23 protein-coding genes and 1 pseudogene are annotated in these 22,717 nt (G+C 63.0%); 18 read left to right on the top strand and 6 right to left on the bottom strand.

Features of this window, described 5'->3' with window-relative positions; all coding sequences use genetic code 11:
• Positions 1-247 precede the first annotated feature (247 nt).
• The 16 genes from urtA (at position 248) to ureG (ending at position 14,948) form a co-directional block, all read left to right on the top strand.
• Positions 248-1,555, top strand: a complete 1,308-nt coding sequence (gene urtA, locus PQR08_RS07895) for an urea ABC transporter substrate-binding protein (protein ID WP_238212574.1) — start codon at positions 248-250, stop codon at positions 1,553-1,555.
• A gap of 82 nt (positions 1,556-1,637) precedes the next feature.
• Positions 1,638-3,242, top strand: a complete 1,605-nt coding sequence (gene urtB, locus PQR08_RS07890; protein ID WP_408161235.1) for an urea ABC transporter permease subunit UrtB — start codon at positions 1,638-1,640, stop codon at positions 3,240-3,242.
• A 3-nt stretch (positions 3,243-3,245) separates the two neighbouring features.
• Positions 3,246-4,439 carry an urea ABC transporter permease subunit UrtC gene (gene urtC / locus PQR08_RS07885; RefSeq protein WP_238212578.1) on the top strand — a complete coding sequence of 398 codons (1,194 nt, stop codon included), beginning with the start codon at positions 3,246-3,248 and terminating at the stop codon, positions 4,437-4,439.
• Positions 4,436-5,320, top strand: coding sequence for an urea ABC transporter ATP-binding protein UrtD (gene urtD, locus PQR08_RS07880; protein WP_238212580.1), 885 nt, complete (start codon positions 4,436-4,438; stop codon positions 5,318-5,320). Before urtC ends, urtD begins: the two co-directional genes overlap by 4 nt.
• A 670-nt stretch (positions 5,321-5,990) precedes the next feature.
• Positions 5,991-6,683, top strand: coding sequence for an urea ABC transporter ATP-binding subunit UrtE (gene urtE, locus PQR08_RS07875; protein ID WP_035503144.1), 693 nt, complete (start codon positions 5,991-5,993; stop codon positions 6,681-6,683).
• Positions 6,684-6,712: 29 nt separating this feature from the next.
• Positions 6,713-7,573 carry an urease accessory protein UreD gene (locus PQR08_RS07870; RefSeq protein ID WP_408161234.1) on the top strand — a complete coding sequence of 287 codons (861 nt, stop codon included), beginning with the start codon at positions 6,713-6,715 and terminating at the stop codon, positions 7,571-7,573.
• 172 nt (positions 7,574-7,745) lie between these two features.
• Positions 7,746-8,543 (top strand): transporter substrate-binding domain-containing protein, encoded by a 798-nt coding sequence (locus PQR08_RS07865; protein ID WP_250483943.1) that lies wholly within the window; start codon positions 7,746-7,748, stop codon positions 8,541-8,543.
• A gap of 18 nt (positions 8,544-8,561) precedes the next feature.
• On the top strand, positions 8,562-9,239 hold the full coding sequence (locus PQR08_RS07860; protein WP_238212584.1) for an amino acid ABC transporter permease: 678 nt from the start codon (positions 8,562-8,564) through the stop codon (positions 9,237-9,239).
• The gene (locus PQR08_RS07855; protein WP_187605883.1) at positions 9,236-9,886 is read left to right on the top strand and encodes an amino acid ABC transporter permease; all 651 of its coding nucleotides are present in this window, start codon (positions 9,236-9,238) and stop codon (positions 9,884-9,886) included. The genes PQR08_RS07860 and PQR08_RS07855 overlap by 4 nt, the downstream gene beginning before the upstream one ends.
• A complete protein-coding gene (locus PQR08_RS07850; protein ID WP_187605884.1) occupies positions 9,873-10,592 on the top strand; it encodes an amino acid ABC transporter ATP-binding protein in 720 nt (239 codons plus the stop codon). Before PQR08_RS07855 ends, PQR08_RS07850 begins: the two co-directional genes overlap by 14 nt.
• Positions 10,593-10,668: 76 nt before the next feature.
• On the top strand, positions 10,669-10,971 hold the full coding sequence (locus PQR08_RS07845; RefSeq protein WP_014192076.1) for an urease subunit gamma: 303 nt from the start codon (positions 10,669-10,671) through the stop codon (positions 10,969-10,971).
• A gap of 4 nt (positions 10,972-10,975) precedes the next feature.
• A complete protein-coding gene (locus tag PQR08_RS07840; protein ID WP_035503136.1) occupies positions 10,976-11,281 on the top strand; it encodes an urease subunit beta in 306 nt (101 codons plus the stop codon).
• 16 nt (positions 11,282-11,297) lie between these two features.
• Positions 11,298-13,004, top strand: coding sequence for an urease subunit alpha (ureC, locus tag PQR08_RS07835; RefSeq protein WP_408161233.1), 1,707 nt, complete (start codon positions 11,298-11,300; stop codon positions 13,002-13,004).
• A 6-nt stretch (positions 13,005-13,010) separates the two neighbouring features.
• A complete protein-coding gene (gene ureE, locus PQR08_RS07830; RefSeq protein ID WP_250483944.1) occupies positions 13,011-13,619 on the top strand; it encodes an urease accessory protein UreE in 609 nt (202 codons plus the stop codon).
• A complete protein-coding gene (locus PQR08_RS07825) occupies positions 13,606-14,286 on the top strand; it encodes an urease accessory protein UreF (protein WP_250483946.1) in 681 nt (226 codons plus the stop codon). The genes ureE and PQR08_RS07825 overlap by 14 nt, the downstream gene beginning before the upstream one ends.
• Before the next feature lie 11 nt (positions 14,287-14,297).
• On the top strand, positions 14,298-14,948 hold the full coding sequence (gene ureG, locus PQR08_RS07820; protein ID WP_187605887.1) for an urease accessory protein UreG: 651 nt from the start codon (positions 14,298-14,300) through the stop codon (positions 14,946-14,948).
• 149 nt (positions 14,949-15,097) lie between these two features.
• Here the strand turns inward: ureG and PQR08_RS07815 are convergent, their stop codons facing one another.
• Positions 15,098-15,820, bottom strand: a complete 723-nt coding sequence (locus PQR08_RS07815) for a GIY-YIG nuclease family protein (RefSeq protein ID WP_250483945.1) — start codon at positions 15,818-15,820, stop codon at positions 15,098-15,100.
• Positions 15,821-16,002: 182 nt separating this feature from the next.
• Between PQR08_RS07815 and PQR08_RS07810 the strand changes: the two are divergent.
• Positions 16,003-16,320 (top strand): annotated as a pseudogene (locus PQR08_RS07810) (GTP-binding protein); the annotation flags it as partial.
• Between the two features lie 6 nt (positions 16,321-16,326).
• Here the strand turns inward: PQR08_RS07810 and PQR08_RS07805 are convergent.
• From PQR08_RS07805 to waaC, 4 genes are all read right to left on the bottom strand, one after another.
• Positions 16,327-17,133: an FkbM family methyltransferase gene (locus tag PQR08_RS07805; RefSeq protein ID WP_250483947.1), complete on the bottom strand. Its 807-nt coding sequence runs from the start codon at positions 17,131-17,133 to the stop codon at positions 16,327-16,329.
• 224 nt (positions 17,134-17,357) lie between these two features.
• Complete coding sequence (gene waaA / locus PQR08_RS07800; protein ID WP_250483957.1) at positions 17,358-18,680, bottom strand: lipid IV(A) 3-deoxy-D-manno-octulosonic acid transferase; 1,323 nt, start codon at positions 18,678-18,680, stop codon at positions 17,358-17,360.
• A 32-nt stretch (positions 18,681-18,712) separates the two neighbouring features.
• The gene (kdoO, locus tag PQR08_RS07795) at positions 18,713-19,597 is read right to left on the bottom strand and encodes a Kdo hydroxylase KdoO (RefSeq protein WP_187605889.1); all 885 of its coding nucleotides are present in this window, start codon (positions 19,595-19,597) and stop codon (positions 18,713-18,715) included.
• Between the two features lie 51 nt (positions 19,598-19,648).
• The gene (gene waaC / locus PQR08_RS07790; RefSeq protein ID WP_408161232.1) at positions 19,649-20,644 is read right to left on the bottom strand and encodes a lipopolysaccharide heptosyltransferase I; all 996 of its coding nucleotides are present in this window, start codon (positions 20,642-20,644) and stop codon (positions 19,649-19,651) included.
• A 172-nt stretch (positions 20,645-20,816) separates the two neighbouring features.
• On the opposite strand from waaC, the gene PQR08_RS07785 reads away from it, so the two are divergent.
• Positions 20,817-21,248: a DUF29 domain-containing protein gene (locus PQR08_RS07785; RefSeq protein ID WP_187605891.1), complete on the top strand. Its 432-nt coding sequence runs from the start codon at positions 20,817-20,819 to the stop codon at positions 21,246-21,248.
• Between the two features lie 58 nt (positions 21,249-21,306).
• Here PQR08_RS07785 and PQR08_RS07780 read toward each other — a convergent pair whose 3' ends face one another.
• Positions 21,307-22,707 (bottom strand): phosphomannomutase/phosphoglucomutase, encoded by a 1,401-nt coding sequence (locus PQR08_RS07780; protein WP_250483949.1) that lies wholly within the window; start codon positions 22,705-22,707, stop codon positions 21,307-21,309.
• Positions 22,708-22,717 lie beyond the last annotated feature (10 nt).

The raw sequence follows: 22,717 nt of genomic DNA, 5'->3' as shown, positions 1-22,717 counted from the left end.
AACGAACACGGGATCCGGCAACAGAATAAGCAAAAACAAAGCGAACCCGCACCGCAACGATGCACGCACGCCCCGACGTGCACCAAAACCCCGCCGCCTACTGAGTATCCCGCCCATTAAAATTTCGCTGTACGAGCACCAAACCCTTACCCCAAAAGCATTCCACCCCAATTGGCATAACCCTTGCAGAACGATCCGAGCAATCGTCATTGCTCAAACAAACACATCGGCAAGGGGAACACTCATCATGAAACGACGCAGTCTGCTGAAGTTCGGCTCCATGTCGGGCGCGCTCGCCCTCGCGGGTCAGCTTCCGATCACGAAAGCTCAGGCCGCCGATACGGGTCCGATCAAGGTCGGCATCCTGCACTCGCTGTCGGGCACGATGGCCATCTCCGAGACGTCGCTGAAAGACACGGCGCTCATGACCATCGCCGATATCAACAAGAGCGGCGGCGTGATGGGCCGACAGCTTCAACCCGTCGTCGTCGATCCGGCTTCGAACTGGCCGCTCTTCGCCGAAAAAGCGCGTCAGCTTCTCACGCAAGACAAGTGCGCGGTCGTGTTCGGCTGCTGGACGTCGGTGTCGCGCAAGTCCGTGCTGCCAGTCTTCGAGGAACTCAACGGGCTTTTGTTCTATCCCGTTCAGTACGAAGGCGAAGAGATGTCGCGCAACGTGTTCTATACCGGCGCGGCGCCGAATCAGCAGGCGATCCCCGCCGTCGAATATCTGATGGGTCCGGAAGGCGGCAGCGCCAAGCGCTTCTTCCTGCTCGGCACCGACTATGTGTATCCGCGCACGACCAACAAGATCCTGCGCGCGTTCCTACACTCCAAGGGAGTCAAGGATGCGGACATTCAAGAGGTCTACACACCATTCGGACATAGCGACTATCAAACCATCGTCGCGAACATCAAGACATTTGCCCAAGGGGGAAAGACAACTGTCATCTCTACGATCAACGGCGATTCGAACGTACCGTTCTACAAGGAGCTCGGCAACCAGGGCCTGAAAGCGACCGACGTGCCCGTCGTCGCATTCTCGGTCGGCGAAGAAGAGCTGCGCGGCATCGACACCAAGCCGCTCGTCGGCCACCTCGCCGCATGGAACTACTTCATGTCGGTGAAGAACACCAACAACTCGAAGTTCGAGAAGGAATTCTTCGAGTACGTGAAGGCGCAAAACCTGCCGGGCGGCGACAAGCGCGTGACGAACGATCCGATGGAAGCGACCTTCGTCGGCATCCATATGTGGAAGCAGGCTGTCGAAAAAGCAAAGAGCGCCGATGTCGACAAGGTGCGCACCGCGATGATCGGCCAGACCTTCGCCGCGCCCTCGGGTTTCACGCTGTCGATGGACGGCAATCACCATCTGCACAAGCCCGTGATGATCGGCGAAATTCGCGGCGATGGGCAGTTCAACGTCGTGTGGAAGACGAAGACCGCGGTGCGCGCGCAGCCGTGGAGTCCGTATATCGCGGGCAATCAGGGCAAGCCGGATATCGTCAGCTCCATTCCCGCGTTCCTGCGCCGGCAGCGCGTGCAGGTCGCGTAATGCAAGTGATGGTTTGAAGCAGTGAGGCCGCGCGCGCGTTCGCGATTCGCGCGGCCGTCCATGTCTCATCAGAAAGGCCATCATGACCGGTTCAATCATGCGGGTATTGCTCGCGCTCTTCATCGCGATCGCGCCGTTCAGCGCCCATGCACTCTCGAACGACGATCTCGCCCCGCTCGCCGGCGACGACTTCGACGCCAAATCCGCCGCCATCGACAAGCTCATCGCCAATGCGGATGCGCCTTCGGTCGCCGTGCTCACCGCGTTGTCCGACGGCTCGCTCGTCGCGACCGATAACGGCCACGTCTATATCCAGTCCGACGACGGCAACAAGGACCCGCTCACCGGCAAGACCGTCGAAGCGCCCGACGCGCAGCAGATCACGCTCTCCAATACCCTGCGCACGAAAGTCGCCGGCGCGTTGTCGGGCCTGCAGCTCGCCTCCGCCGACACCGCGAAACGCCGCGACGCGATCGCAGCGCTTCTGAAGAACCCCGACGCCTCGATGAAGCCGCTGATCGACCGCGCCCGCGCCATCGAGAAAGATCCCGAACTGAAGAAGCGGCTCGACACGCTCTGGGCGATGACCGCCCTTCACGATCCCGACGCCGGCAAGCGTCTCGAAGCGGCACAACTCGTCGCGGCGCGGCACGATCTCGACATGTACGAGTTGCTGCGCCCGATCGTCGCGAAGAAAGCGGACGGCTCGTTCAACGAACCCGACGAGAGCGTGCGCAACGCGGCGCAGGAAGGCCTCTACGCGCTCGATTCGATCCAGCGCCGCAGCGAAATCTTCGGCACGATCTTCGCGGGCCTCTCGCTCGGCAGCGTGCTGCTGCTCGCGGCGCTCGGCCTCGCGATCACCTATGGCCTGATCGGCGTCATCAACATGGCGCACGGCGAGTTCCTGATGATCGGCGCATATGCGACCTATGTCGTGCAGAACCTCGTGCAGCATTACGCGCCCGCCGCGTTCAACTGGTATCCGCTGTTCGCGGTGCCCGCATCGTTCGTCGCGGCGGCGCTGGTCGGCATCGTGCTGGAAAGGCTCGTGCTGAAGCATCTCTACGGACGTCCGCTCGAAACGCTGCTGACGACTTTCGGCGTCAGCCTGATCCTCATTCAGGCGACGCGCACGCTCTTCGGCGCGCAGAACGTGCAGGTGACGAATCCTTCGTGGATGAGCGGCGGCGTCTCCGTGATGCAGAACCTGATCCTGCCGTACAACCGTCTGACGATCCTCGCGTTCTCGCTCGCAGTCGTGGCGATCGCGTGGGGCGTGCTCACCAGGACGCGTCTCGGTCTGTTCGTGCGCGCGGTGACGCAGAACCGCCGCATGGCCGCGTGCGTCGGCGTGAAGACCGCGCGCGTCGATTCGTATGCGTTCGCGTTCGGCGCGGGCATCGCGGGACTCGGCGGCTGCGCGCTCTCGCAGATCGGCAACGTCGGTCCGGATCTCGGCCAGAGCTACATCATCGATTCGTTCATGGCGGTGGTGCTCGGCGGCGTGGGCCAGCTCGCGGGCACGGTGATCGGCGGCTTCGGGCTCGGGCTCGTGAGCAAGACCGTCGAGCCGTTCTGGGGTGCGGTGCTCGCGAAGATCGCGGTGCTCGTGCTCATCGTATTGTTCATCCAGAAGCGTCCGCAGGGCATGTTTGCCCTGAAGGGCCGCAGCGCGGAGGCCTGAGCCATGACCGCCTCGACCAATATCGGCGCGAATCTCGACGTCGCGCCGCAACCCGATCCGAGCGCCGCGCGCGCGGGCTTCGCGCTCGGCCTGCCGCCGCGCGCCTCGCTCCTGCCGCGCAAGGGCTGGCTCGCGCTGATCGCCCTCATCATCGCGATGGGCATCTTCGTGCCGGTCAGCGCGCTCGTGCTGCCGGAGACGAGCACGTTCCATTTGTCCGCCTATGCGATGACGCTGACGGCCAAGCTCATGTGCTACGCGATCGGCGCGCTCGCGCTCGATCTCGTGTGGGGCTATTGCGGCATCCTGAGCCTGGGCCATGCGCTCTTCTTCGCGCTCGGCGGCTACGCGATGGGCATGTACCTGATGCGCTCGATCGGCCGCGAGGGCACGTATCAGAGCGACCTGCCCGATTTCATGGTGTTCCTCGACTGGCACAAGCTGCCGTGGTACTGGGAAGGCACGGAGCATCTCTGGTATGCGCTGCTGCTCGTCGTGCTGGTGCCCGGCGTGCTCGCGTGGGTGTTCGGTTTCTTCACGTTTCGCTCGCGCGTGAAGGGCGTGTATCTGTCGATCATCACGCAGGCGATGACCTTCGCCGCGATGCTGCTCTTCTATCGGAATGAAACGGGCTTCGGCGGCAACAACGGCTTCACGGACTTCAAGCGCATCGCGGGATTTCCGATCACGCATCCGGGTACGCGCACGGCGCTCTTCCTCATCACGTTCGCGATTCTCGTGCTCGCGTTTCTCGCGGCGCGCTGGATCGTCACGTCGAAGCTCGGGCGTGTCGTGACCGGCGTGCGCGACGGCGAAGCCCGTCTGATGTTTCTCGGCTACAGCCCGCTCGCGTACAAGCTTTTCATCTGGACGGTGTCGGCCGTGCTGTGCGGCATCGCGGGCGCGCTGTATGTGCCGCAGGTCGGGATCATCAATCCGAGCGAGATGTCGCCTGCGAACTCGATCGAAATGGCGATCTGGGTCGCGGTCGGCGGACGCGGCACGTTGATCGGTCCGATCGTCGGCGCATTCGCGGTGAATGGCGCGAAGAGCTTTTTCACGGCGTACTTCGCGGAATACTGGCTGTTTTTCCTCGGCCTCATCTTCACGCTCGTGCCCTTGCTTCTGCCGAACGGCATCATGGGTCTCGTCGATCTCGCGCGCCGCAGAAAGAGCGCAGGAGACTCCGCAGAATGACCGCACACAATGCATTGATCGTCGATCTTCCGCCGATTCCGCCCGCGCCGGACTCGCTCGAATCGAACCACAAGAACATCAATGTCATCTCCGGCCTGGGCCATGTGCTCGCGCCCGGCGAGATCGACGTATCGCACGGCACGATTCTCTATCTCGAAGACGTCACCGTGAGCTTCGACGGCTTTCGCGCGCTGAACAAGCTGACGCTGTCCATCGACGTGGGCGAGCTGCGCTGCGTGATCGGACCGAACGGCGCGGGCAAGACGACGATGATGGATGTCATCACCGGCAAGACGCGTCCCGATGACGGCAAGGTGTTCCTCGGGCAGACGCTCGACCTCACGCGCATGTCGGAGCCGGTGATCGCGCGCACGGGCATCGGCCGCAAGTTTCAGAAGCCGACTGTGTTCGAGAATCATCCTGTGTGGGAGAACCTCGAACTCGCGATGAAGACCGACAAGCGCTGGTTTGCTTCATTGCGCGCGAGGCTCGACGGGCAGGCGCAGGCGCGCATCGAGGAAACGCTGGAGTTGATTCGATTGCAGCATCAGGCGACGCGGCTTGCGGGTGAGCTGTCGCATGGACAGAAGCAGCGGCTCGAAATCGGTATGTTGCTGATGCAGCAACCGGCTCTTTTGCTGCTCGACGAGCCTGCGGCTGGCATGACCGATCATGAGACGATGGAACTTGCTGAATTGCTCAACAAGCTGCGTGGATCGTGTTCGATGATGGTCGTCGAGCATGATATGGAGTTTGTGGCCGCGCTTGCGGGGGAGCGTGGGAAGGTTACTGTGATGGCCGAGGGCCGCGTTCTTGCCGAGGGGACGCTTGATGATGTCAAGCGGGACGAGGCTGTTATTGAGTCTTACCTCGGGCGGTGATTTGCTTTTTATGTCGTTGGCTTTCTTTTCGTGGAATCCTGAATTCGCTGTGGTCTATTGGCACTGCCCCTGTGCGGGGCGGCAGTCACTTTCTTTGCTGCTGCAAAGAAAGTAACCAAAGAAAGCAGCTCGTTCAGGCCCGCGGTCACACGCACGTTGGCCATGCTTGCCAGCCCGCGGTGGCACTCGCCTAAGTGTCGCCCTCGAAGGACTAACCGGGCTTGGCTCGCACACGGTCTGCCGCCCGAGACGATTCAGCGCGCTGGTTCAGCACGAAAGAGCTTCGGCACAGCGCTTCGCGCTGCCGTGGGGTATGCGAAGGAAACCATCGAAGAAGAAGCACGCGCAAACCCGATTGACCCATCGGCCGCGTAGCGGGCTGGAGCTATTTGGTGCTGAACCAGTGAGGTAAGCGGTGCGAGGTGGCAGACCGTGCGCGATCCAAGCCCGATTGGGCCTTTGGGGGCGACACTTAGGCGAGGGCCACCGCGGGCTGGCAAGCGTGGCCAAACTGCGTGTGACCGCGGGCTTAGACGAGCTGCTTTCTTTGGTTACTTTCTTTGCAGCAGCAAAGAAAGTGACTGCCGCCCCGCACAGGGGCAGTGCCAATAGACCGACACGAATTCAGGATTCCCCGAAAGAAAGCCAACCCGAAAACCGAAACCCGAAAATGCTACAAGTCGACAACCTGAACCAATACTACGGCGGCAGCCACATCCTCCGCGATGTGAAGATGACCGTCCCCGACGGCGAGCTGACAGTACTGCTGGGCCGCAACGGCGTAGGCAAAACGACGCTCCTGCGCTGCCTGATGGGCGTCGTCCCGACCAAAAGCGGCACGATCAACTGGCGCGGCAACAAGATATCTTCGATGCCAACGCATGCGCGCGTCGCAAACGGCCTCGCCTATGTACCGCAGGGACGCGATATCTTCGGCCGTCTCACGGTAGAAGAAAACCTGCTGGTAGGCGCAGCAAGCCGCAAGGCGCCATCGAAGATTCCCGACCGCATCTACGATCTCTTCCCCGTCCTGCGAGACATGAAAAACCGCCGGGGCGGCGATCTCTCCGGCGGTCAGCAACAGCAACTGGCAATCGGCCGCGCGCTGATGAGCGAGCCGCAACTCCTCATCCTCGATGAACCGACCGAAGGCATCCAGCCATCGATCATCCGCGACATAGGCCGCACGCTGCGACAGCTCGTCGATGAAATGGGCATGACGGTGCTGCTCGTCGAGCAATACTACGACTTCGCCCGCGAGCTCGCCGACCGCTACTGGGTAATGAGCCGCGGCGAAATCGTCGCGGGCGGCGCGGGATCGGAAATGGATGCGCATGGAGTGCGCGAGCTGATCGCCGTATGATTCAGGCTCAGCTCTGAAACGCACCGCTCATGCACCACGAATCCCACGCGACGCTAGTCGATCCAAACATCTGGCGCGGCTCGCTCGAACTCGGCTACGCGCATCAGCATGGCCGCACGGTTTGCGTTCATCGCAAGCACGAAGGGCCGTTGAGGCTGCAACGCCCGCTCTATCCCGAAGGCGATATCTGTCACTCGGTCATCGTGCATCCGCCGGGCGGCGTGGCAGGCGGCGATCGCCTTTCCATCGATGTTCGTCTTGAGGAGCACACGCACGCCGTCATCACGACGCCCGGCGCGACCAAGTGGTACAAGGCCAACGGCAAGCTCGCGACGCAGCGCATCGACATCGGACTCGCGGCGCATGCGAAGCTCGACTGGCTACCGCAGAACAACATCGTGTTCGAATCGTCGAACGTCGAGCTCGAATTCAATCTCACGCTCGATGAAAGCGCGAGCGCCATCGGCTGGGATGCGATGCTGCTCGGCCGCGCCGCCGCCGGCGAGACGTGGACGCAAGGACACATCAAGGCGATATCGCGCATCGCGCGGCGCGACGGCACGACGCTCTGGTTCGAGCGCACGCTGCTCGATGCGAACGATCCGCTGCGCGATGCCGCGCAAGGTCTCGCCGGCTTCCCCGCCTACGGCACGCTGTGGGCGATCGGCCCCGCTTGCGACGATGCGCTCGCCGAAGCCCTCACCGCGCAACTGCCCTTCGACGATCAACTGCGCGCCGGCGCATCGTGCGTCGGACCGGGCGTGCTGATCGTGCGCGCAATCAGCCGCTCGATGGAGCCGCTGCAAAACGCGCTCATCGAATGCTGGACGCGTCTTCGTCCCATCGTGCATGGCGTCGATGCGCGGCCTCTGCGTTTGTGGACTACCTAGTACGCACCAGAGAAGCGCATCCGCTTGCACAGCCGTTGTGCGCGCTCATGGACGCGCAACTCGCGAACGCAGACGATACAAAGAAGAGACATCGATGGCACGACTCTCGCTTTAACCCTCGGCTCAAGAGCCGCGCCTTCCAACGCGGCCGCTCAAGACCGAAGGATCATCGATGTTCACCACGCTCACCCCTTTCTCCCGCGCGCGGCGCACCGCGCTCGTCGCGCTGCTGCTCTCCCTGGCTCCTTTCGCCGCGCACGCCGACGCCCTCGACACCATCGCGAAGAACGGCACGCTGCGCGTAGCCGTGCCCGAAGACTATCCGCCCTTCGGATCCGTCGGCGCCGACATGAAGCCGCAAGGCTACGACGTCGACATGGCCGCGCTGCTCGCCAAGTCGATGAACGTGAAGCTCGAACTCGTGCCCGTGAACAGCGCGAACCGCATTCCGTATCTCACGACCAACAAGGTCGATCTCGTGATCTCGTCGCTCGGCAAGACGCCGGAACGCGAGAAAGTGCTCGATTTCTCGACGCCTTATGCGCCCTACTTCCAGGGCGTGTTCGGCCCCGCCGATATCAAGGTCGCCAGCCCCGCCGATCTCACCGGCAAGACCGTCGGCGCGACGCGCGGCGCGCTCGAAGAAATCGCGCTGTCGCAGATGGCGCCGAACGCGACCATCAAGCGCTTCGAGGACAACAACGCGACCATCTCCGCGTTTCTCTCGGGACAGGTGCAACTGATCGCGGCGGGCAACATCGTCGCGGCCGCGATCCTCGCGAAGAATCCGCCGCGCCGCCCGGAAGCGAAGTTCATCATCAAGGATTCGCCCTGCTTCGTCGGCATGAACAAGAACGAGCCGCGCCTGATGACCAAGGTCGACGACACCATCGCGCAGGCGAAAAAGGACGGCACGCTCAACACGATGTCGAAGAAGTGGTTCAGCCAGCCGCTGCCCGCGAGCCTTTGAGAGAGCGCACGGCAACGTATGGCCTATGAACTTCAATTCGCCGATCTCGCGCAATACGCGGGCATGTTCGCGAGCGGCGCGGCAACGACGCTCGCATTGACCGCGGTCTCGACGGCGCTCGGGGTGTCGGTCGGCGTGCTCGGCGCCGCCGCGCGCGACAGCCGGCGTGCGTGGCTGAGTGCGATCGTCGGCGGCTACGTCGAAGCGGTCCGCAACACGCCGTTCATCGTGCAACTGTTCTTCGTGTTCTTCGGCCTGCCCGCGCTCGGCATTCACCTGAGCGAATACGTCGCGGCCATTCTCGCGATGACGCTCAATCTCGGCGCGTATTCGATCGAGATCATCCGCGCGGGCGTCGCGGCCGTGCCGAAGGGGCATCACGAAGCGGCGGCTTCGCTTGCGATGTCGCGTGGCGAGACCTTTCGCCATGTCGTGCTGCCGCAGGCGCTCGCGAAGGTGTTTCCCGCGCTGACCAGCCAGATCGTCATCACGATGCTCGGCTCAGCCGTGGTCTCGCAGATCTCGGTGCCCGACCTCACCTATGCAGCGAGCTATATCCAGTCGCGTAACTTTCGCGCATTCGAAACGTGCTTCTTCATCACGGCGGCCTATCTCATGATGGCGCTCGTGTTGCGCACCGCGCTGAACGCGGCGGGCAAGCGCTTTCTGATGAACCACCGGAGCGCCGCGCGATGATCGAATTCACCCTGGCGCAGATCTTCGAGAACCTGCTGCTCGCGGCGCGCTGGACCGTCGTGCTGTCGATCGTGTCGTTCGTGCTGGGCGGCATCGCCGGGTTTGCGCTGCTGGTCATGCGCGTGTCGAAATCGCAGGTGCTGCGCGCGTTCGTCAAAGCCTATATCCAGATCTTTCAGGGCACGCCGCTCCTGATGCAGCTGTTCCTCGTGTTCTTCGGGCTGCCGCTGCTGGGCATCGACGTTTCGCCGTGGCTCGCCGCGACGGTCGGTCTCACGCTCTTCACCAGCGCCTATCTCGCGGAGATCTGGCGCGGCGCGGTCGAAGCGGTGCCGAAGGGACAATGGGAAGCGTCGTCGAGTCTCGCGATGAGCTATTTCGAGCAGCTTCGTCACGTGATCCTGCCGCAGGCGACGCGCATCGCCGTCGGTCCGACAGTCGGCTTCGCCGTGCAGGCGGTGAAGGACACGGCGCTCGTATCGATCATCGGCTTCACGGAACTCACGAAAGCCGGCACGATGATTTCGAATGCGACTTTCCGGCCGTTCCTCGTGTATGGGCTCGTCGCCATCATCTACTTCGTGCTTTGCTATCCGTTGACACGCTATGCGCGCACGCTCGAAAGGAAATGGAATGCCGCTCGTTGAAACCCGCAATCTTCAAAAGCAGTTCGGCGCGAATCAGGTGCTGAAGGGTATCGACTTTGCCGTCGAGCGCGGACAGGTCGTGTCGATCATCGGACGCAGCGGCTCGGGAAAGAGCACGCTGTTGCGCACGTTGAACGGGCTGGAAAGCATCGACGAAGGCTCGATCGAAATCGACGGCGAGCATTTCGATGCGCGTCATGCCGACTTGCGCGCGCTGCGGCTGAAGGTCGGCATGGTGTTTCAGCAGTACAACCTCTTTCCGCATCTCACCGCCGGAGAGAACGTGATGCTCGCGCAAACGGTCGTCAGGAAGATCCACAAGGCGAAGGCGCGCGCGACCGCGCATACCGTGCTCGAACGCGTCGGTCTCGGCGACAAGTTCGATGCGTATCCCGATCAACTCTCCGGCGGCCAGCAGCAGCGCGTGGCCATCGCACGCGCGCTCGCAATGAAGCCGACCGTTTTGCTCTGCGACGAGATCACGTCGGCGCTCGATCCCGAACTCGTCGGCGAAGTGCTCGCGGTGGTCGAAGATCTCGCGCGCGACGGCATGACGCTCATCATGGTCACGCACGAGATGCGCTTCGCTCGCAAGGTGAGCGACAAGGTCGTGTTCATGCATCAGGGGCGCGTGTGGGAATCGGGTGCGCCGGAAGAGATATTCGAGCGGCCTTCGACGGTCGAGTTGCAGCGCTTCATCCAATGAACTGCAAGCTCGTCGAAAGCCCATCCGATGCTAGCATTGCAAGGCCCAATGCCTTGCGCCCTAAAACGAAAGAGACATGAAACTCACGCCCCGAGAAAAGGACAAGCTGCTGATCTTCACCGCGGCATTGCTCGCCGAACGCCGCCGCGCGCGCGGCCTGAAGCTCAATCATCCCGAAGCCGTCGCGTTCATTTCGGCCGCATTGATGGAAGCGGCGCGCGACGGCAGGACCGTCGCCGAAGTCATGCACTACGGCACCACGCTGCTCACGCGCGACGACGTGATGGAAGGCGTGCCCGAGATGATTCCCGACATCCAGATCGAAGCGACCTTCCCCGACGGCACGAAGCTCGTGACGGTTCATCATCCGATCCCTTAAGACCATGATCCCCGGCGAATATTTCATCGACGATGGCGAGCACGAGCTCAACGCGGGACGCGAGACCGTGACGGTCCTCGTCGCGAATCATGGCGACCGGCCCGTGCAGGTCGGCTCGCATTTTCATTTCTATGAAGTCAACGCGGCGCTCAAGTTCGAACGCGAGAAGGCGCGCGGCTTTCGCCTCAATATCGCGGCGGGCACGGCCGTGCGCTTCGAGCCGGGACAGGAACGCACCGTCGAACTCGTCGCGCTCGCGGGCGACCGGCACGTCTATGGCTTCAACGGCCTCGTGATGGGCCCACTCTGAACAGGACATCAAAAACATGACGCTACGCATCGGCCGCCGCGCTTATGCTGAAATGTTCGGCCCGACGACCGGCGACCGCGTGCGCCTCGCCGACACCGATCTCATCATCGAAGTCGAGCGCGACTTCACCACCTACGGCGAAGAAGTGAAGTTCGGCGGCGGCAAGGTGATTCGCGACGGCATGGGCCAGTCGCAACGTCCTTCGGCCGAGGTCGTCGATACGGTCGTGACCAACGCGCTGATCCTCGATCACTGGGGCATCGTGAAAGCGGATATCGGCATCAAGGGCGGACGCATCTTCGCAATCGGCAAGGCGGGCAATCCGGACATCCAGCCGAACGTGAACATCGCGATCGGCGCGGCGACCGAAGTGATCGCGGGCGAAGGCATGATCGTCACGGCGGGCGGCGTCGATACGCACATCCACTTCATCAGCCCGCAGCAGATCGACGAAGCGATCGCAAGCGGCGTCACGACGATGCTCGGCGGCGGCACCGGTCCCGCGACCGGCACCAACGCGACGACCTGCACGCCGGGCCCCTGGCACATGGAGCGCATGCTCCAGGCCGCCGATGGCTGGCCGGTCAATCTCGGCTTTCTCGGCAAGGGCAACGCGAGCCTGCCCGCGCCGCTGATCGAGCAGGTGAAGGCGGGCGCGATCGGTCTCAAGCTGCACGAGGACTGGGGCACGACGCCCGCCGCGATCGACAACTGCCTCTCGGTCGCCGACGACACCGACACGCAGGTCGCCATCCACACCGACACGCTCAACGAAGCGGGTTTCGTCGAGACGACCATCGCCGCGTTCAAGGGCCGCACGATCCACACGTATCACACGGAAGGCGCGGGCGGCGGCCATGCGCCGGACATCATCAAGGTGGCGGGCGAATCGAACGTGCTGCCCTCTTCCACGAATCCGACGCGCCCCTATACCATCAACACGCTCGACGAGCATCTCGACATGCTGATGGTGTGCCATCACCTCGATCCGTCGATCGCGGAAGATATCGCGTTCGCGGAATCGCGCATTCGCCGCGAGACCATCGCGGCCGAAGACATCCTGCACGATCTCGGCGCGCTGTCGATGCTGTCGTCCGATTCGCAGGCGATGGGCCGCGTCGGCGAAGTCATCATCCGCACCTGGCAGACCGCGCACAACATGAAGGTGCAGCGCGGCGCACTCGCCGAGGACAACGCACGCAACGACAATTTCCGCGCGAAGCGGTATGTGGCGAAGTACACGATCAATCCGGCGATCACGCATGGCATCGCGCATGAAGTCGGTTCCATCGAGCCGGGCAAGTGGGCCGATCTCGTGTTCTGGGAGCCGGCGTTCTTCGGCGTGAAACCCGCGATGATCGTCAAGGGCGGCATGATCGCGGTCGCGCAGATGGGCGACCCGAACGCATCGATTCCGACGCCGCAGCCGGTGCATTATCGCGAGATGTTCGCAACGCGCGGCGGCGCGCTCGGCAAGACGTCGCTGACCTTCGTGTCGCAAATGGCGATGGAAGCGCGCATCGCGGATCGCTACGGTCTCAGCAAGCAAGTGGTCGCGGTGAAGAACTGCCGCAATGTGACGAAGGCCGACATGATTCACAATGCATGGCAGCCGTCCATCAGCGTCGATCCGCAGACCTATCAGGTGATCGCCGATGGGCAATTGCTCACCTGCGATCCCGCCACCGTTCTGCCGATGGCGCAGCGCTATTTCCTGTTCTGAGTCGCCATGCGTACCATCGACAAACGTCTGACCGCCAAGCTCGCGCCCGTGCTCGTGAAGCGCGCGCCCACCCTGACCCTGCCTTTCGATGCGCGCGGCAAGAGCCGTCTCGCCGCCACGCTCGACAACGGCGAGAAAGTCGCCCTCGTGATGCCGCGCGGCACCGTGCTCGCGGACGGCGACATGCTCGTCGCGGATGACGGCGGCTTCGTGCGTGTGGTCGCGGCGGCGGAGGACGTGCTCGTCGTGCGCGCGCCGAGCGTGCGGCTATTGACGCGGGCCGCGTATCACCTCGGCAACCGGCATACGCCCGTGGAAGTCGGCGCGGATTATCTCAAGCTCGAAGCCGATCCCGTGCTCGAAGACATGCTGAAGCGTCTTGGCGTGCTCGTCGCGCATGAATCGCAGCCGTTCCAGCCCGAAACCGGCGCATACGGCGGCGGCCACAAGCACGGCCACGACGAAAGCTTCAGCGAAGACTACGCGCTCGCGCAGAAGGTCTTCGACGAGCATCACGGGCACGATCATTCGCACGACCACGACCACGATCACGATCACTCATCGTGCGGTCATGATCACGGTCACGATCATCATCACGGTCATGCGCATCGCTGAACTCACCGCGCTTTTGCATCTCGCGTCGCCGGCGCTGCCGATCGGCGCGTTCAGCTATTCGCAGGGACTCGAAGCGGCGATCGAGCACGGCCTGATCCACGACGGCGACAGCGCGCGCGACTGGATCGCGAGCGGCCTCAGCACCGTGCTCGCGCGTGGCGAACTGCCGTTGCTCGCGCATCAGATCGAACACTGGCGTTCGCACGACGAAGCCGCGCTGCGAGCCGCGAACGATGAATACATCGCGAGCCGTGAATCGGCGGAGCTGAAACGCGAAACCGAGCAGATGGGCTGGTCGCTCGCGCAGCTGTGCGCATCGCTCGAATGGGGCGACGCGGCGCGCCGCGCGACACTCGCCGCGATCAAACCCATCGCGCAACCGACCGCCTTCGCATTCGCCGCATTCGCGCACGATGCGACGACTGAAGCAGCGCTCGCGGCCTATGCGTTCAGCTGGGTCGAGAATCAGGCGGCGGCCGCGCTCAAGTCCGTGCCGCTCGGCCAGCTTGCGGGGCAGCGCATCATCGTCGCGTTGCGCGAGCCGATCGATGCCGCCGTGCGCCGCGCGCTCGATACATCGCCCGAACGGGTCAACACTTTCGCGCCGCAACTCGGCGTTTTGTCCGCGCGGCACGAATCGCAATACTCGCGGCTTTTCCGCTCCTGAACCGATATTCCATGAACACTCCCGCTTATTCTTCCGCCGCTCGCCGAACCAAGAAACTGCCGCCGTTGCGCGTCGGCGTGGGCGGTCCGGTCGGCTCCGGCAAGACCACGCTGCTCGAAATGCTCTGCAAGGCGATGCGCGAGAAATACGACCTCGTCGCCATCACCAACGATATCTACACGAAGGAAGATCAGCGCCTGCTGACCGTCGCGGGCGCGCTGCCGGCCGAGCGCATCATGGGCGTCGAGACGGGCGGCTGTCCGCATACGGCGATCCGCGAGGATGCGTCGATCAATCTCGAAGCCGTCGATCGCATGGTGTCGAAGTTTCCCGATGCCGATATCGTGTTCATCGAATCCGGCGGCGATAACCTCGCGGCGACCTTCAGCCCGGAACTCTCCGATCTGACCATCTACGTGATCGATGTCGCGGGCGGCGAGAAGATTCCGCGCAAGGGCGGTCCGGGCATCACGAAGTCGGACCTGCTCGTGATCAACAAGACCGACCTCGCGCCTCACGTCGGCGCGAATCTCGACATCATGGCAAGCGACGCGAAAAAGATGCGCGGCGAGCGGCCCTTCGTGATGTGCAATCTGAAGGCGCTCGACGGGCTCGATGACGTCATTCGCTTCATCGAGAAGAAGGGGCTGCTGCTCGCGTAAGACGGGTGATTTTGATCCGCTCGGAAGTAGTGGCCGCACAAATAGTTTGCGCTTCTTCCAAGGAACGAAACGAGTTGCCTATGCCAGCGTCCCCATTTGATCCGGTTCCTCAAAAGAACCATAATTCGGGTGATTGACGGAGCGATGAGCTAGCGGAGGCGCCTGTCCAGCGCCGCAATCTCTGCATCTCGTTCCGCCTCGACGGCGGCATAACGACGCGTTTTTTTCTTCTTCTCTCGCACATATTCTTGGAGCAACGAGCCGGCGAGGGCTCCAATCAGGATACAAATGACATTAAAGCCACCAGAAGGCTCCCTGCCGTTTAACAAAAAGATGCTTAAAAAGGCTGCGACGAGGATGCTTCCGATCACCCAAAAGATAACGAAATGAGGAACCTGTGTTAAGGAAGCGAGGCGCACTTCGTATTTTTTGTCCACTTCCTGTATCGCGCGCTGCTTAGCCTCCGCTTTGTCTCTCGCGGCCTCCTCCTGGCGGCGACGCAATTCCGCTTCTTGCCGTTCGCGCTCTTTCCTCGTTCGACGCCGCTCCTCCTCAAGCACGCGATCCTTTTCTGCCTGAATAAGGCTTCCCGCCGACGCTTTTATAGCTTCTATCGCCGCTACTCTCGAGCACGCAAACCACTCGCGGTCGCGAGACACCCTAACGGCGTGCAGCCTCTGATGAGTTTGGCGCTCGACTAATACTGCATTCGGCACGCGGACGTAGAATTCAACCACCGAGGGAAAAGGCAAAGCAGTCCCGCTCAACTCACTAGCTCGCCGCTCTGGATCGCGTGTTGTATATCCGATCTTGACGTAATCGGGCATCGATTTGTTTGAAATAACATAAACGAAACCTTCGACTCCACTCATTGCTTTGCTATGCTTATTAATTAGAAAGAATCGATTATATTAGGATACTAAGCAACGATCTCTGTGATTTTTTGCTGCAGATTTCCAGTCCGGTTTTAACGTGTTCTCTAACCGGCCAAACCAGCGTTCCCACTTACCCTTTTCGGCCCATGTCGAACCAAGACCCCCCACTCTTGCACCGCGTTCGGCTCGGGCACGACGGCCTCGCTCAAAATGCTCTGCAAAGCGATGTGCAAGAAATACGAACCATCTACGTGATCGATGTCGCGGGCGGCGAGAAGATTCCGCGCAAGGGCGGGCCGGGCATCACGAAGTCGGATCTGCTCGTGATCAACAAGACCGACCTCGCGCCTCATGTCGGCGCGAATCTCGACATCTTGGCAAGCGACGCGAAAAAGATGCGCGGCGAGCGGCCCTTCGTGATGTGCAATCTGAAGGCGCTCGACGGGCTCGATGACGTCATTCGCTTCATCGAGAAGAAGGGGCTGCTGCTCGCGTAAGACGCGCTACATCAGCGATATCGAATTCGATATCGAGAACGCGTTCTCGCCCATCTGCACGAAATCACGCTTCATCTCGACGTGCCATTGCAGGAAGTTGCGGCTGTTCGATTCGCCGGGAAGCATCCAGTCGTGCAACTCGATCACGACGACCGGGAACTGGTTCAGCGCATCGCAATGGCGCGAAAACAGGTCCGACTCCGCGCCTTCGATATCGATCTTGAGAATGAACGGCGTCACGCCGGATGCAGGCATCACGTCTTCGAGCGTGAGCGCGTCGACGGCATAACCTTTCTCGATGGGCTTGTCAGCCGTGCGGAAGGCCCATTCGCCGCCGCCCGGATCGTTGAGATAGAGCGTGCCGCGCCGCGCCGCGATCGCGGCATTCAGCGGCGTGATCAACGGAAAGGCCTCCGCGTTCTTTTTGAGCAGCGCGAAATTCGATACATCCGGCTCGATGGCGACGATCTTCGCTTTCGGGTATGTGAGCGCGTGCCACACCGCGGCAGCGCCGATGTTCGCCCCGGCATCGACGATCAGCGGATTCTCGCAGGCATCGTAAAACGCCGCGATTTCCTTCGCGCGAACCAGATGATCCGTGGCGTATTCGCGCATGAAGAAGATCTGTCTGCACACCTCGCGATCCGCCGCGCAAGGCCGATATTCGAAGCGCCGGTTGCCCGGAAGCACGAGACCGTGCGCGCCGTACCGGACGGTGCCCCATGCATCGGTCGGTCCCGGATGTGGCCGCAAGAGGCGAAGGAGCCCGGGCGGCATCATGTCTTTGACAACGGACTTGAGGAGATCTTGCATGCGCGTCCTCTAAAGAAGATTGGCAGCACGTTCGCAGGCGTCCGGCCCATTGGTACCGTTCGAGGGGGCCGGCGGGGCGTTCAGTATCCCCCTAACCTTTTCGACGTTCAACCCTCTATTTGTCGGCAGAATGCACGATTTTGTCAGATGATTCAGGGAAAAGAACGGGAAAAGCCTGCGGATTGGCCAGTCGATCGGGCGCGCGCCGCTGGTCCGGCAAGCGATCACTTCGCCGCGTCGCTTTCCTCTTCGAGCAATGCGCTCAGCACGCTCACCGTTCGCTCCGTCGCGCCGCGATGCCGCGCCGCGAACGCCGACGCCGCCGCGCTCATCGCGAGCCGCCTCGCCTTGTCGCTGAAGATTTCGCGCAGACCGCGCGCAAGCTCCTGCGGGTCCTGGACACGCAACGCGGCGCCTGCCGCGATCGCATCGTTGGTCGCCTGCGTGAAGTTGAACGTGTGCGGCCCGATCAGCACCGGCACGCCCGCGGCGCACGCTTCGATCAGATTCTGCCCGCCGAGCGGCAACAGGCTCCCGCCGATGAACGCGAGATCGGCCGCGGCGTAATACGCGCCGAGCTCGCCCATCGAATCGCCGAGCAGGACCTGCACGTTCGCCGGCAACGGTTCCGGCACGTCCGCGCCCGATCCCGCCGCGGCCGGCTTCGGCGCCCACACCGAACGGCGCGCGCTCGTCAGCCCGAGGCTCGCGATCAGCGCCGACACTTCATCGAAACGTTGCGGATGACGCGGCACGAGAATCAGCAACGCGTCGGGCACATTGAGCGCCGCGAAGGCGCGCAGCACCAGCGTCTCCTCGCCTTCGCGCGTGCTCGCCGCGACCCATACCGGCCGATCGCCGATCGCCGAGCGCCACGCCTGACCGCGCGCGACCAGTTCGGGCGGCGCGGTCATATCGAACTTCAGATTGCCGAGCACCGCGACGTTGCGCGCGCCGAGCGCGGTGAGCCGTTCGGCGTCGGACGGCGTCTGCGCGAGCACGCGCGAAAAGCCGCCGAACACTTCGCGCACCGCGCGCCCGAACTTCGCCGCGCGCCGGTACGAACGCTCCGACATGCGCGCGTTCGTCAGCACGAGCGGCACGTCGCCGCGCTTGCATTCGTCGATGAGCGTCGGCCAGACTTCCGTTTCCATCACGATGCCGAGCGACGGACGCCACGCGCGCAGGAAGCGCCGCACGAGCACCGGGAGATCGTAGGGAAGATAGCCGCGCCACACGCGATCGCCGAACAATTCGAGGCCCGTCGCGCGGCCGCTCGGCGTCATGTGCGTCAGCAGCACGCGCGCTTCCGGATGCGTTTTCAGCAACGCATCGATGAGCGGTTGCGCCGCGCGCGTCTCGCCGACCGATACCGCATGCACCCAGATGAGCGGCGCGAGATCGTCGGCGCGGCGCGGCGGGATGCATCCGAAGCGCTCGCCGATATGCTCGCGGTATCCACGCTCCTTGCGCGAACGGATGTAGAGCCGCAGCACGGCGAGCGGTGCGACGATCCACCAGAGCGATCGATAGACGAGCCTCAGCACCGCAGCCGATGCGCCCGGGGAAGCGGCGCCGCTCAAACGAGCGCCCTGCCCTTCAGGCGCTCGAGAATGCCGAGCGGCGCGCAATCGGGGCGCGCCATCGCCTTGACGGGCAAAAAGAAGGTCTGTTCCATCATGAACTGGCCGGACATCACGGCGTGCGAAGTGTGATCGGAGAAGCAGACCCACACCGAGCCCGGCGGAAACGGCATCGCCTCCTGCGGCGCGGTCTTCTGATAGTCGAGATCGGCCTTCATCGCGTCATGCAGATGCAGCATCAGATGGTCGTACTCGCTGCGGGGCGACTTGGTGATGTGCAGCAGATTCATGAGCCACGCCGAGCCGGGCATCTGCGTCTTGATGCCGGGCAGGAAGCGCTTGGCCATGTCCTCGAACGGTTCCCCGACGCGCCATACGCGCGGCGCGCCTTGCGGATTGATGTTCGTGAACACGCGCAGAATGCGCTCGCCGTAATTCGGGCGCGACGGGAACGCATCGACGTGCAGGCGGCTGTCGTCCTTGCGCCAGGATGTCTCGCGCGTTTCGACCTGATGCAGCCTGAGGCTCGTGGGCGCGACGCGCAGCTTGCCGTCGTATTCGGGAAAGAGGCCATCGACGAGCGAGCGCGCATGATCCTGATAGCGCTTGATGAGCGAGCGCACCGCCGACTGCGTCACGTTCTCGCCGAGCACGCCGTTGAGCGCGCCGCCGTTGGGCGCGAGGCTGATGTTCTTGCGTTTGGGGTCCGCGATCTTCGGATCGAGCAGCGCGAGTTCGCCGCCTTCGATCGGAAAACGCAGATTGGGGAAATACAGCACCTTGCCGTTTTCGACGCCGGCAAGGAGCGTCTCGCGCGGCACGGAAAGATTCTTTCCCTGCCAATCGCCAGACGCGACTTCGATGATTTGAGATTCCGTCATGTGTCTACGACCTTGAGTTGCCCGAGCACGGCGCGGCGCGCGAAGGACACGCTACAGCAGGCCGAAGCCCGCGAGCGCGGCCTTGACTTCGGAAAGCGTCGGATGCCGGCTCGCGTCGCCGAGATTGACCACCTGCGGCGACCAGTAGCCGCCGGTGCGCCATGCGGTCGAGAAATTGTACAACTCGACGGTCGGGCGCTTCAGCGCCGCGGCAATATGCACCAAGCCCGTATCGACGCCGACGGTCGCGGCCGCGCCGTCGATCAGTCCGACCACCGCGGGCAGCGACAGCTTCGGCGGCACGATCGCGGCCGCGCCGAATTCCTTCGCGAGCTTTTCGCTGGTCGCGCGTTCGGCGTCGCTGCCCCACGGCAGCACGATCGACGCGCCGCGCGTAACGAGCGCCTGCCCGAGTTCGATCCACGCGGCTTCGGGCCATTGCTTGTCGGCGCGCGAGGTGGCGTGCACGAACACGACATACGGCACCGGCAGATTCAGCCCGAGCTCGGAGACGGCGAGCGTTGCGCGGCGCGTGTCGATGCCGAAGTCGATGTCGTCGGTCATCTGCGGCTTCGGCAGATCGAGCGCCGCCGCCACGAGTTGCCGCGTACGTTCGACGACGTGGGTACGCGGCTCGATCGGCACGCGCCGGTCGTAAAAGAAACGCACGGGCCATTCGTAGCCCGCGCCGTCGGTGCGATTGCCGAGACCGACGAGCGGCCCGCGCGCCCAGCTCGCGACCCACGCGGTCTTGATGAGACCCTGACAGTCGATGACGAGATCGTATTTTTCGGCGGCGAGTTCGCGCTTGAACTTGCCGATCTCGCGCCAGTTCTCGGGCGATGCGAACCCACGGCGCCAGCGCCTGAGCGAGAACGGGATCGCGCGGCGCACGCCGTGCACGAGTTCGACGAGACTTGCGAAACTTTCCTCGACGAGCCAGTCGATCTGCGCATCGGGATAGCGGCGGCGGATGTCGGCGATGGCCGGCATGTTGTGGACGACGTCGCCGAGCGACGACACGCGGACGATCAGGATCTTTTGCACGCTGGGGTGGGGAGGCGCGGGAGGGCGCTGCGCGGTGAGCAGGGAAACGGGGATTTTAGCGCGGCTTGCTTGCTGAACGGACACAGATCGTCACGCTCGGGGCGATTTGGGCCGGAAAAAAGCCGGTAACATGTCGAAGTCCGGGCAAATCCGACGACAAGAGGAGTACGCGATGGGAACGCGTTACGAACAAGACGTAGTGGCGTGGGCGCGGGAACAAGCTGCCCTGCTGCGAGAAGGGAAGTTCTCGGCGATCGACGTCGAGCACATCGCAGAGGAAATCGAAGACGTGGGCAAGAGCGAACAACGCGAACTATCGAGCCGCATGGCGGTGCTGTTGGCTCATCTGCTCAAGTGGCAATATCAACCCGGCCGCCGCGGCTCGAGCTGGCAACGCACGATCAGGGAGCAACGTCGCGCGGTGGGCGTCGCGTTGCAGAAAACGCCGAGTCTTCGCAACTCTTTGGCCGACCCGGACTGGCTGACCGGAACCTGGGCTGACGCCGTTTCCAAAGCCGTCGAAGAAACCGGACTCGACCTGTTCCCCGAGAATCTTCCCTGGTCGACAGCACAAATCCTGTCGACCGAGTTCTATCCGGAGTGACAAAAAAAACGGCACGGTCGAAAAACCGTGCCGCTTTGTCATCTACGGATAAAACCATTCAAAACGGCAACTTCGCATCCGGCTTCTCCGCCAGAATCACCCGACGAAAATCCTCCTGAATCCGCTTCAACGCCGCGTCGTTATCCGCTTCGAAACGCATCACGACCACCGGCGTCGTATTCGACGAGCGCGCCAGCCCGAACCCATCCGGATACTCCACCCGCAATCCGTCGATCGTCAGCACATCGTCCGCTCCGGTGAACTTCGCCGATTTCTGCAGACGCGCGATCAGCTCGAAGTTCTCGCCCTCTTCCAGCTTAAGCTGCAACTCAGGCGTCGATAGCGAATTCGGCAGATCGTTGAGCAGCTTGCTCGGGTCCGCCACACGCGACAGGATTTCGAGCATGCGCGCGCCGGTGTACAGGCCATCGTCGAAGCCGTACCAGCGGTCCTTGAAGAACACGTGGCCGCTCATCTCGCCCGCGAGCGGCGCGCCGGTTTCGCGCAGCTTCGCCTTCACGAGCGAGTGGCCGGTCTTCCACATCACCGGCTCGCCGCCCTGGTCGCGCACCCACTTCGCGAGATTGCGCGTGCACTTCACGTCATAGATGATCTGGCCGCCCTTGTTGCGCGACAGCACTTCCTGCGCGAACAGCATCAACTGGCGATCCGGATAGATGACCTGCCCGTCCTTCGTCACGACGCCCAGACGGTCGCCGTCGCCATCGAATGCGAAGCCGACTTCGGCATCCGTTTCCTTGAGCGCCTTGATCACGTCCTGCAGATTTTCCGGGTGCGCGGGGTCCGGGTGATGGTTCGGGAAAGTGCCGTCGATCTCCGTGAACAGTTCCACGAGTTCGCAGCCGAGCGCCTTGAACAGCTTCGGCGCGAGGCCGCCCGCGACGCCATTGCCCGTATCGACGACGATCTTCATCCCGCGCACCGGCTTCACGTCCGACACGATGCGATCGAGATAGATCTGCGATACGTCGAACTCGGTGTACGTGCCTTCGCCCGTGGTGAAGTCGCTATCGACGATGCGCTTGTACAAGCCCTGGATCTGGTCGCCGTAGATGGCCGCGCCGCGCAGCACCATCTTGAAGCCGTTGTAGTCGGGCGGATTGTGGCTGCCCGTCACGACGATGCACGAGTCCACGCGACGCTCGCCCGAAGGCAACGGCAGCGGCACGCTCGCCGCGAAGTAGCCGACGGGCGTGGGCACCATGCCGACATCGACGACATCGACGCCCGCCGCGCGCAAGCCCTCGGCAAGCGCGCCGACGAGTTCGGGGCCGGAGAGACGTCCGTCGCGCGCGACGACGACCGAGTCACCGCCCTGCTTTTTGATCTCGCTGCCGAATGCCTGGCCGATGCTCTTCGCGACATCCGTGTCGACCGTCTTGCCGACGATGCCGCGAATGTCGTAGGCCTTGAAGATGGATTGGGATACTTGGCTCATGAGATGGCTA

Source organism: Caballeronia jiangsuensis (assembly GCF_046030135.1).
In the GTDB taxonomy this organism is placed as follows: Bacteria; Pseudomonadota; Gammaproteobacteria; order Burkholderiales; family Burkholderiaceae; genus Caballeronia; species Caballeronia jiangsuensis.
This window is presented reverse-complemented; position numbering and strand designations above follow the sequence as displayed.

What these genes read in the sequence shown, in the direction of transcription:
- urtA (WP_238212574.1), top strand. Translation starts at nt 248, where the DNA reads ATGAAACGACGCAGTCTGCTGAAGTTCGGCTCCATGTCGGGCGCGCTC.
- urtB (WP_408161235.1), top strand. Translation starts at nt 1,638, where the DNA reads ATGACCGGTTCAATCATGCGGGTATTGCTCGCGCTCTTCATCGCGATC.
- urtC (WP_238212578.1), top strand. Translation starts at nt 3,246, where the DNA reads ATGACCGCCTCGACCAATATCGGCGCGAATCTCGACGTCGCGCCGCAA.
- urtD (WP_238212580.1), top strand. Translation starts at nt 4,436, where the DNA reads ATGACCGCACACAATGCATTGATCGTCGATCTTCCGCCGATTCCGCCC.
- urtE (WP_035503144.1), top strand. Translation starts at nt 5,991, where the DNA reads ATGCTACAAGTCGACAACCTGAACCAATACTACGGCGGCAGCCACATC.
- PQR08_RS07870 (WP_408161234.1), top strand. Translation starts at nt 6,713, where the DNA reads ATGCACCACGAATCCCACGCGACGCTAGTCGATCCAAACATCTGGCGC.
- PQR08_RS07865 (WP_250483943.1), top strand. Translation starts at nt 7,746, where the DNA reads ATGTTCACCACGCTCACCCCTTTCTCCCGCGCGCGGCGCACCGCGCTC.
- PQR08_RS07860 (WP_238212584.1), top strand. Translation starts at nt 8,562, where the DNA reads ATGGCCTATGAACTTCAATTCGCCGATCTCGCGCAATACGCGGGCATG.
- PQR08_RS07855 (WP_187605883.1), top strand. Translation starts at nt 9,236, where the DNA reads ATGATCGAATTCACCCTGGCGCAGATCTTCGAGAACCTGCTGCTCGCG.
- PQR08_RS07850 (WP_187605884.1), top strand. Translation starts at nt 9,873, where the DNA reads ATGCCGCTCGTTGAAACCCGCAATCTTCAAAAGCAGTTCGGCGCGAAT.
- PQR08_RS07845 (WP_014192076.1), top strand. Translation starts at nt 10,669, where the DNA reads ATGAAACTCACGCCCCGAGAAAAGGACAAGCTGCTGATCTTCACCGCG.
- PQR08_RS07840 (WP_035503136.1), top strand. Translation starts at nt 10,976, where the DNA reads ATGATCCCCGGCGAATATTTCATCGACGATGGCGAGCACGAGCTCAAC.
- ureC (WP_408161233.1), top strand. Translation starts at nt 11,298, where the DNA reads ATGACGCTACGCATCGGCCGCCGCGCTTATGCTGAAATGTTCGGCCCG.
- ureE (WP_250483944.1), top strand. Translation starts at nt 13,011, where the DNA reads ATGCGTACCATCGACAAACGTCTGACCGCCAAGCTCGCGCCCGTGCTC.
- PQR08_RS07825 (WP_250483946.1), top strand. Translation starts at nt 13,606, where the DNA reads ATGCGCATCGCTGAACTCACCGCGCTTTTGCATCTCGCGTCGCCGGCG.
- ureG (WP_187605887.1), top strand. Translation starts at nt 14,298, where the DNA reads ATGAACACTCCCGCTTATTCTTCCGCCGCTCGCCGAACCAAGAAACTG.
- PQR08_RS07815 (WP_250483945.1), bottom strand. Translation starts at nt 15,820, where the DNA reads ATGAGTGGAGTCGAAGGTTTCGTTTATGTTATTTCAAACAAATCGATG.
- PQR08_RS07805 (WP_250483947.1), bottom strand. Translation starts at nt 17,133, where the DNA reads ATGCAAGATCTCCTCAAGTCCGTTGTCAAAGACATGATGCCGCCCGGG.
- kdoO (WP_187605889.1), bottom strand. Translation starts at nt 19,597, where the DNA reads ATGACGGAATCTCAAATCATCGAAGTCGCGTCTGGCGATTGGCAGGGA.
- PQR08_RS07785 (WP_187605891.1), top strand. Translation starts at nt 20,817, where the DNA reads ATGGGAACGCGTTACGAACAAGACGTAGTGGCGTGGGCGCGGGAACAA.
- PQR08_RS07780 (WP_250483949.1), bottom strand. Translation starts at nt 22,707, where the DNA reads ATGAGCCAAGTATCCCAATCCATCTTCAAGGCCTACGACATTCGCGGC.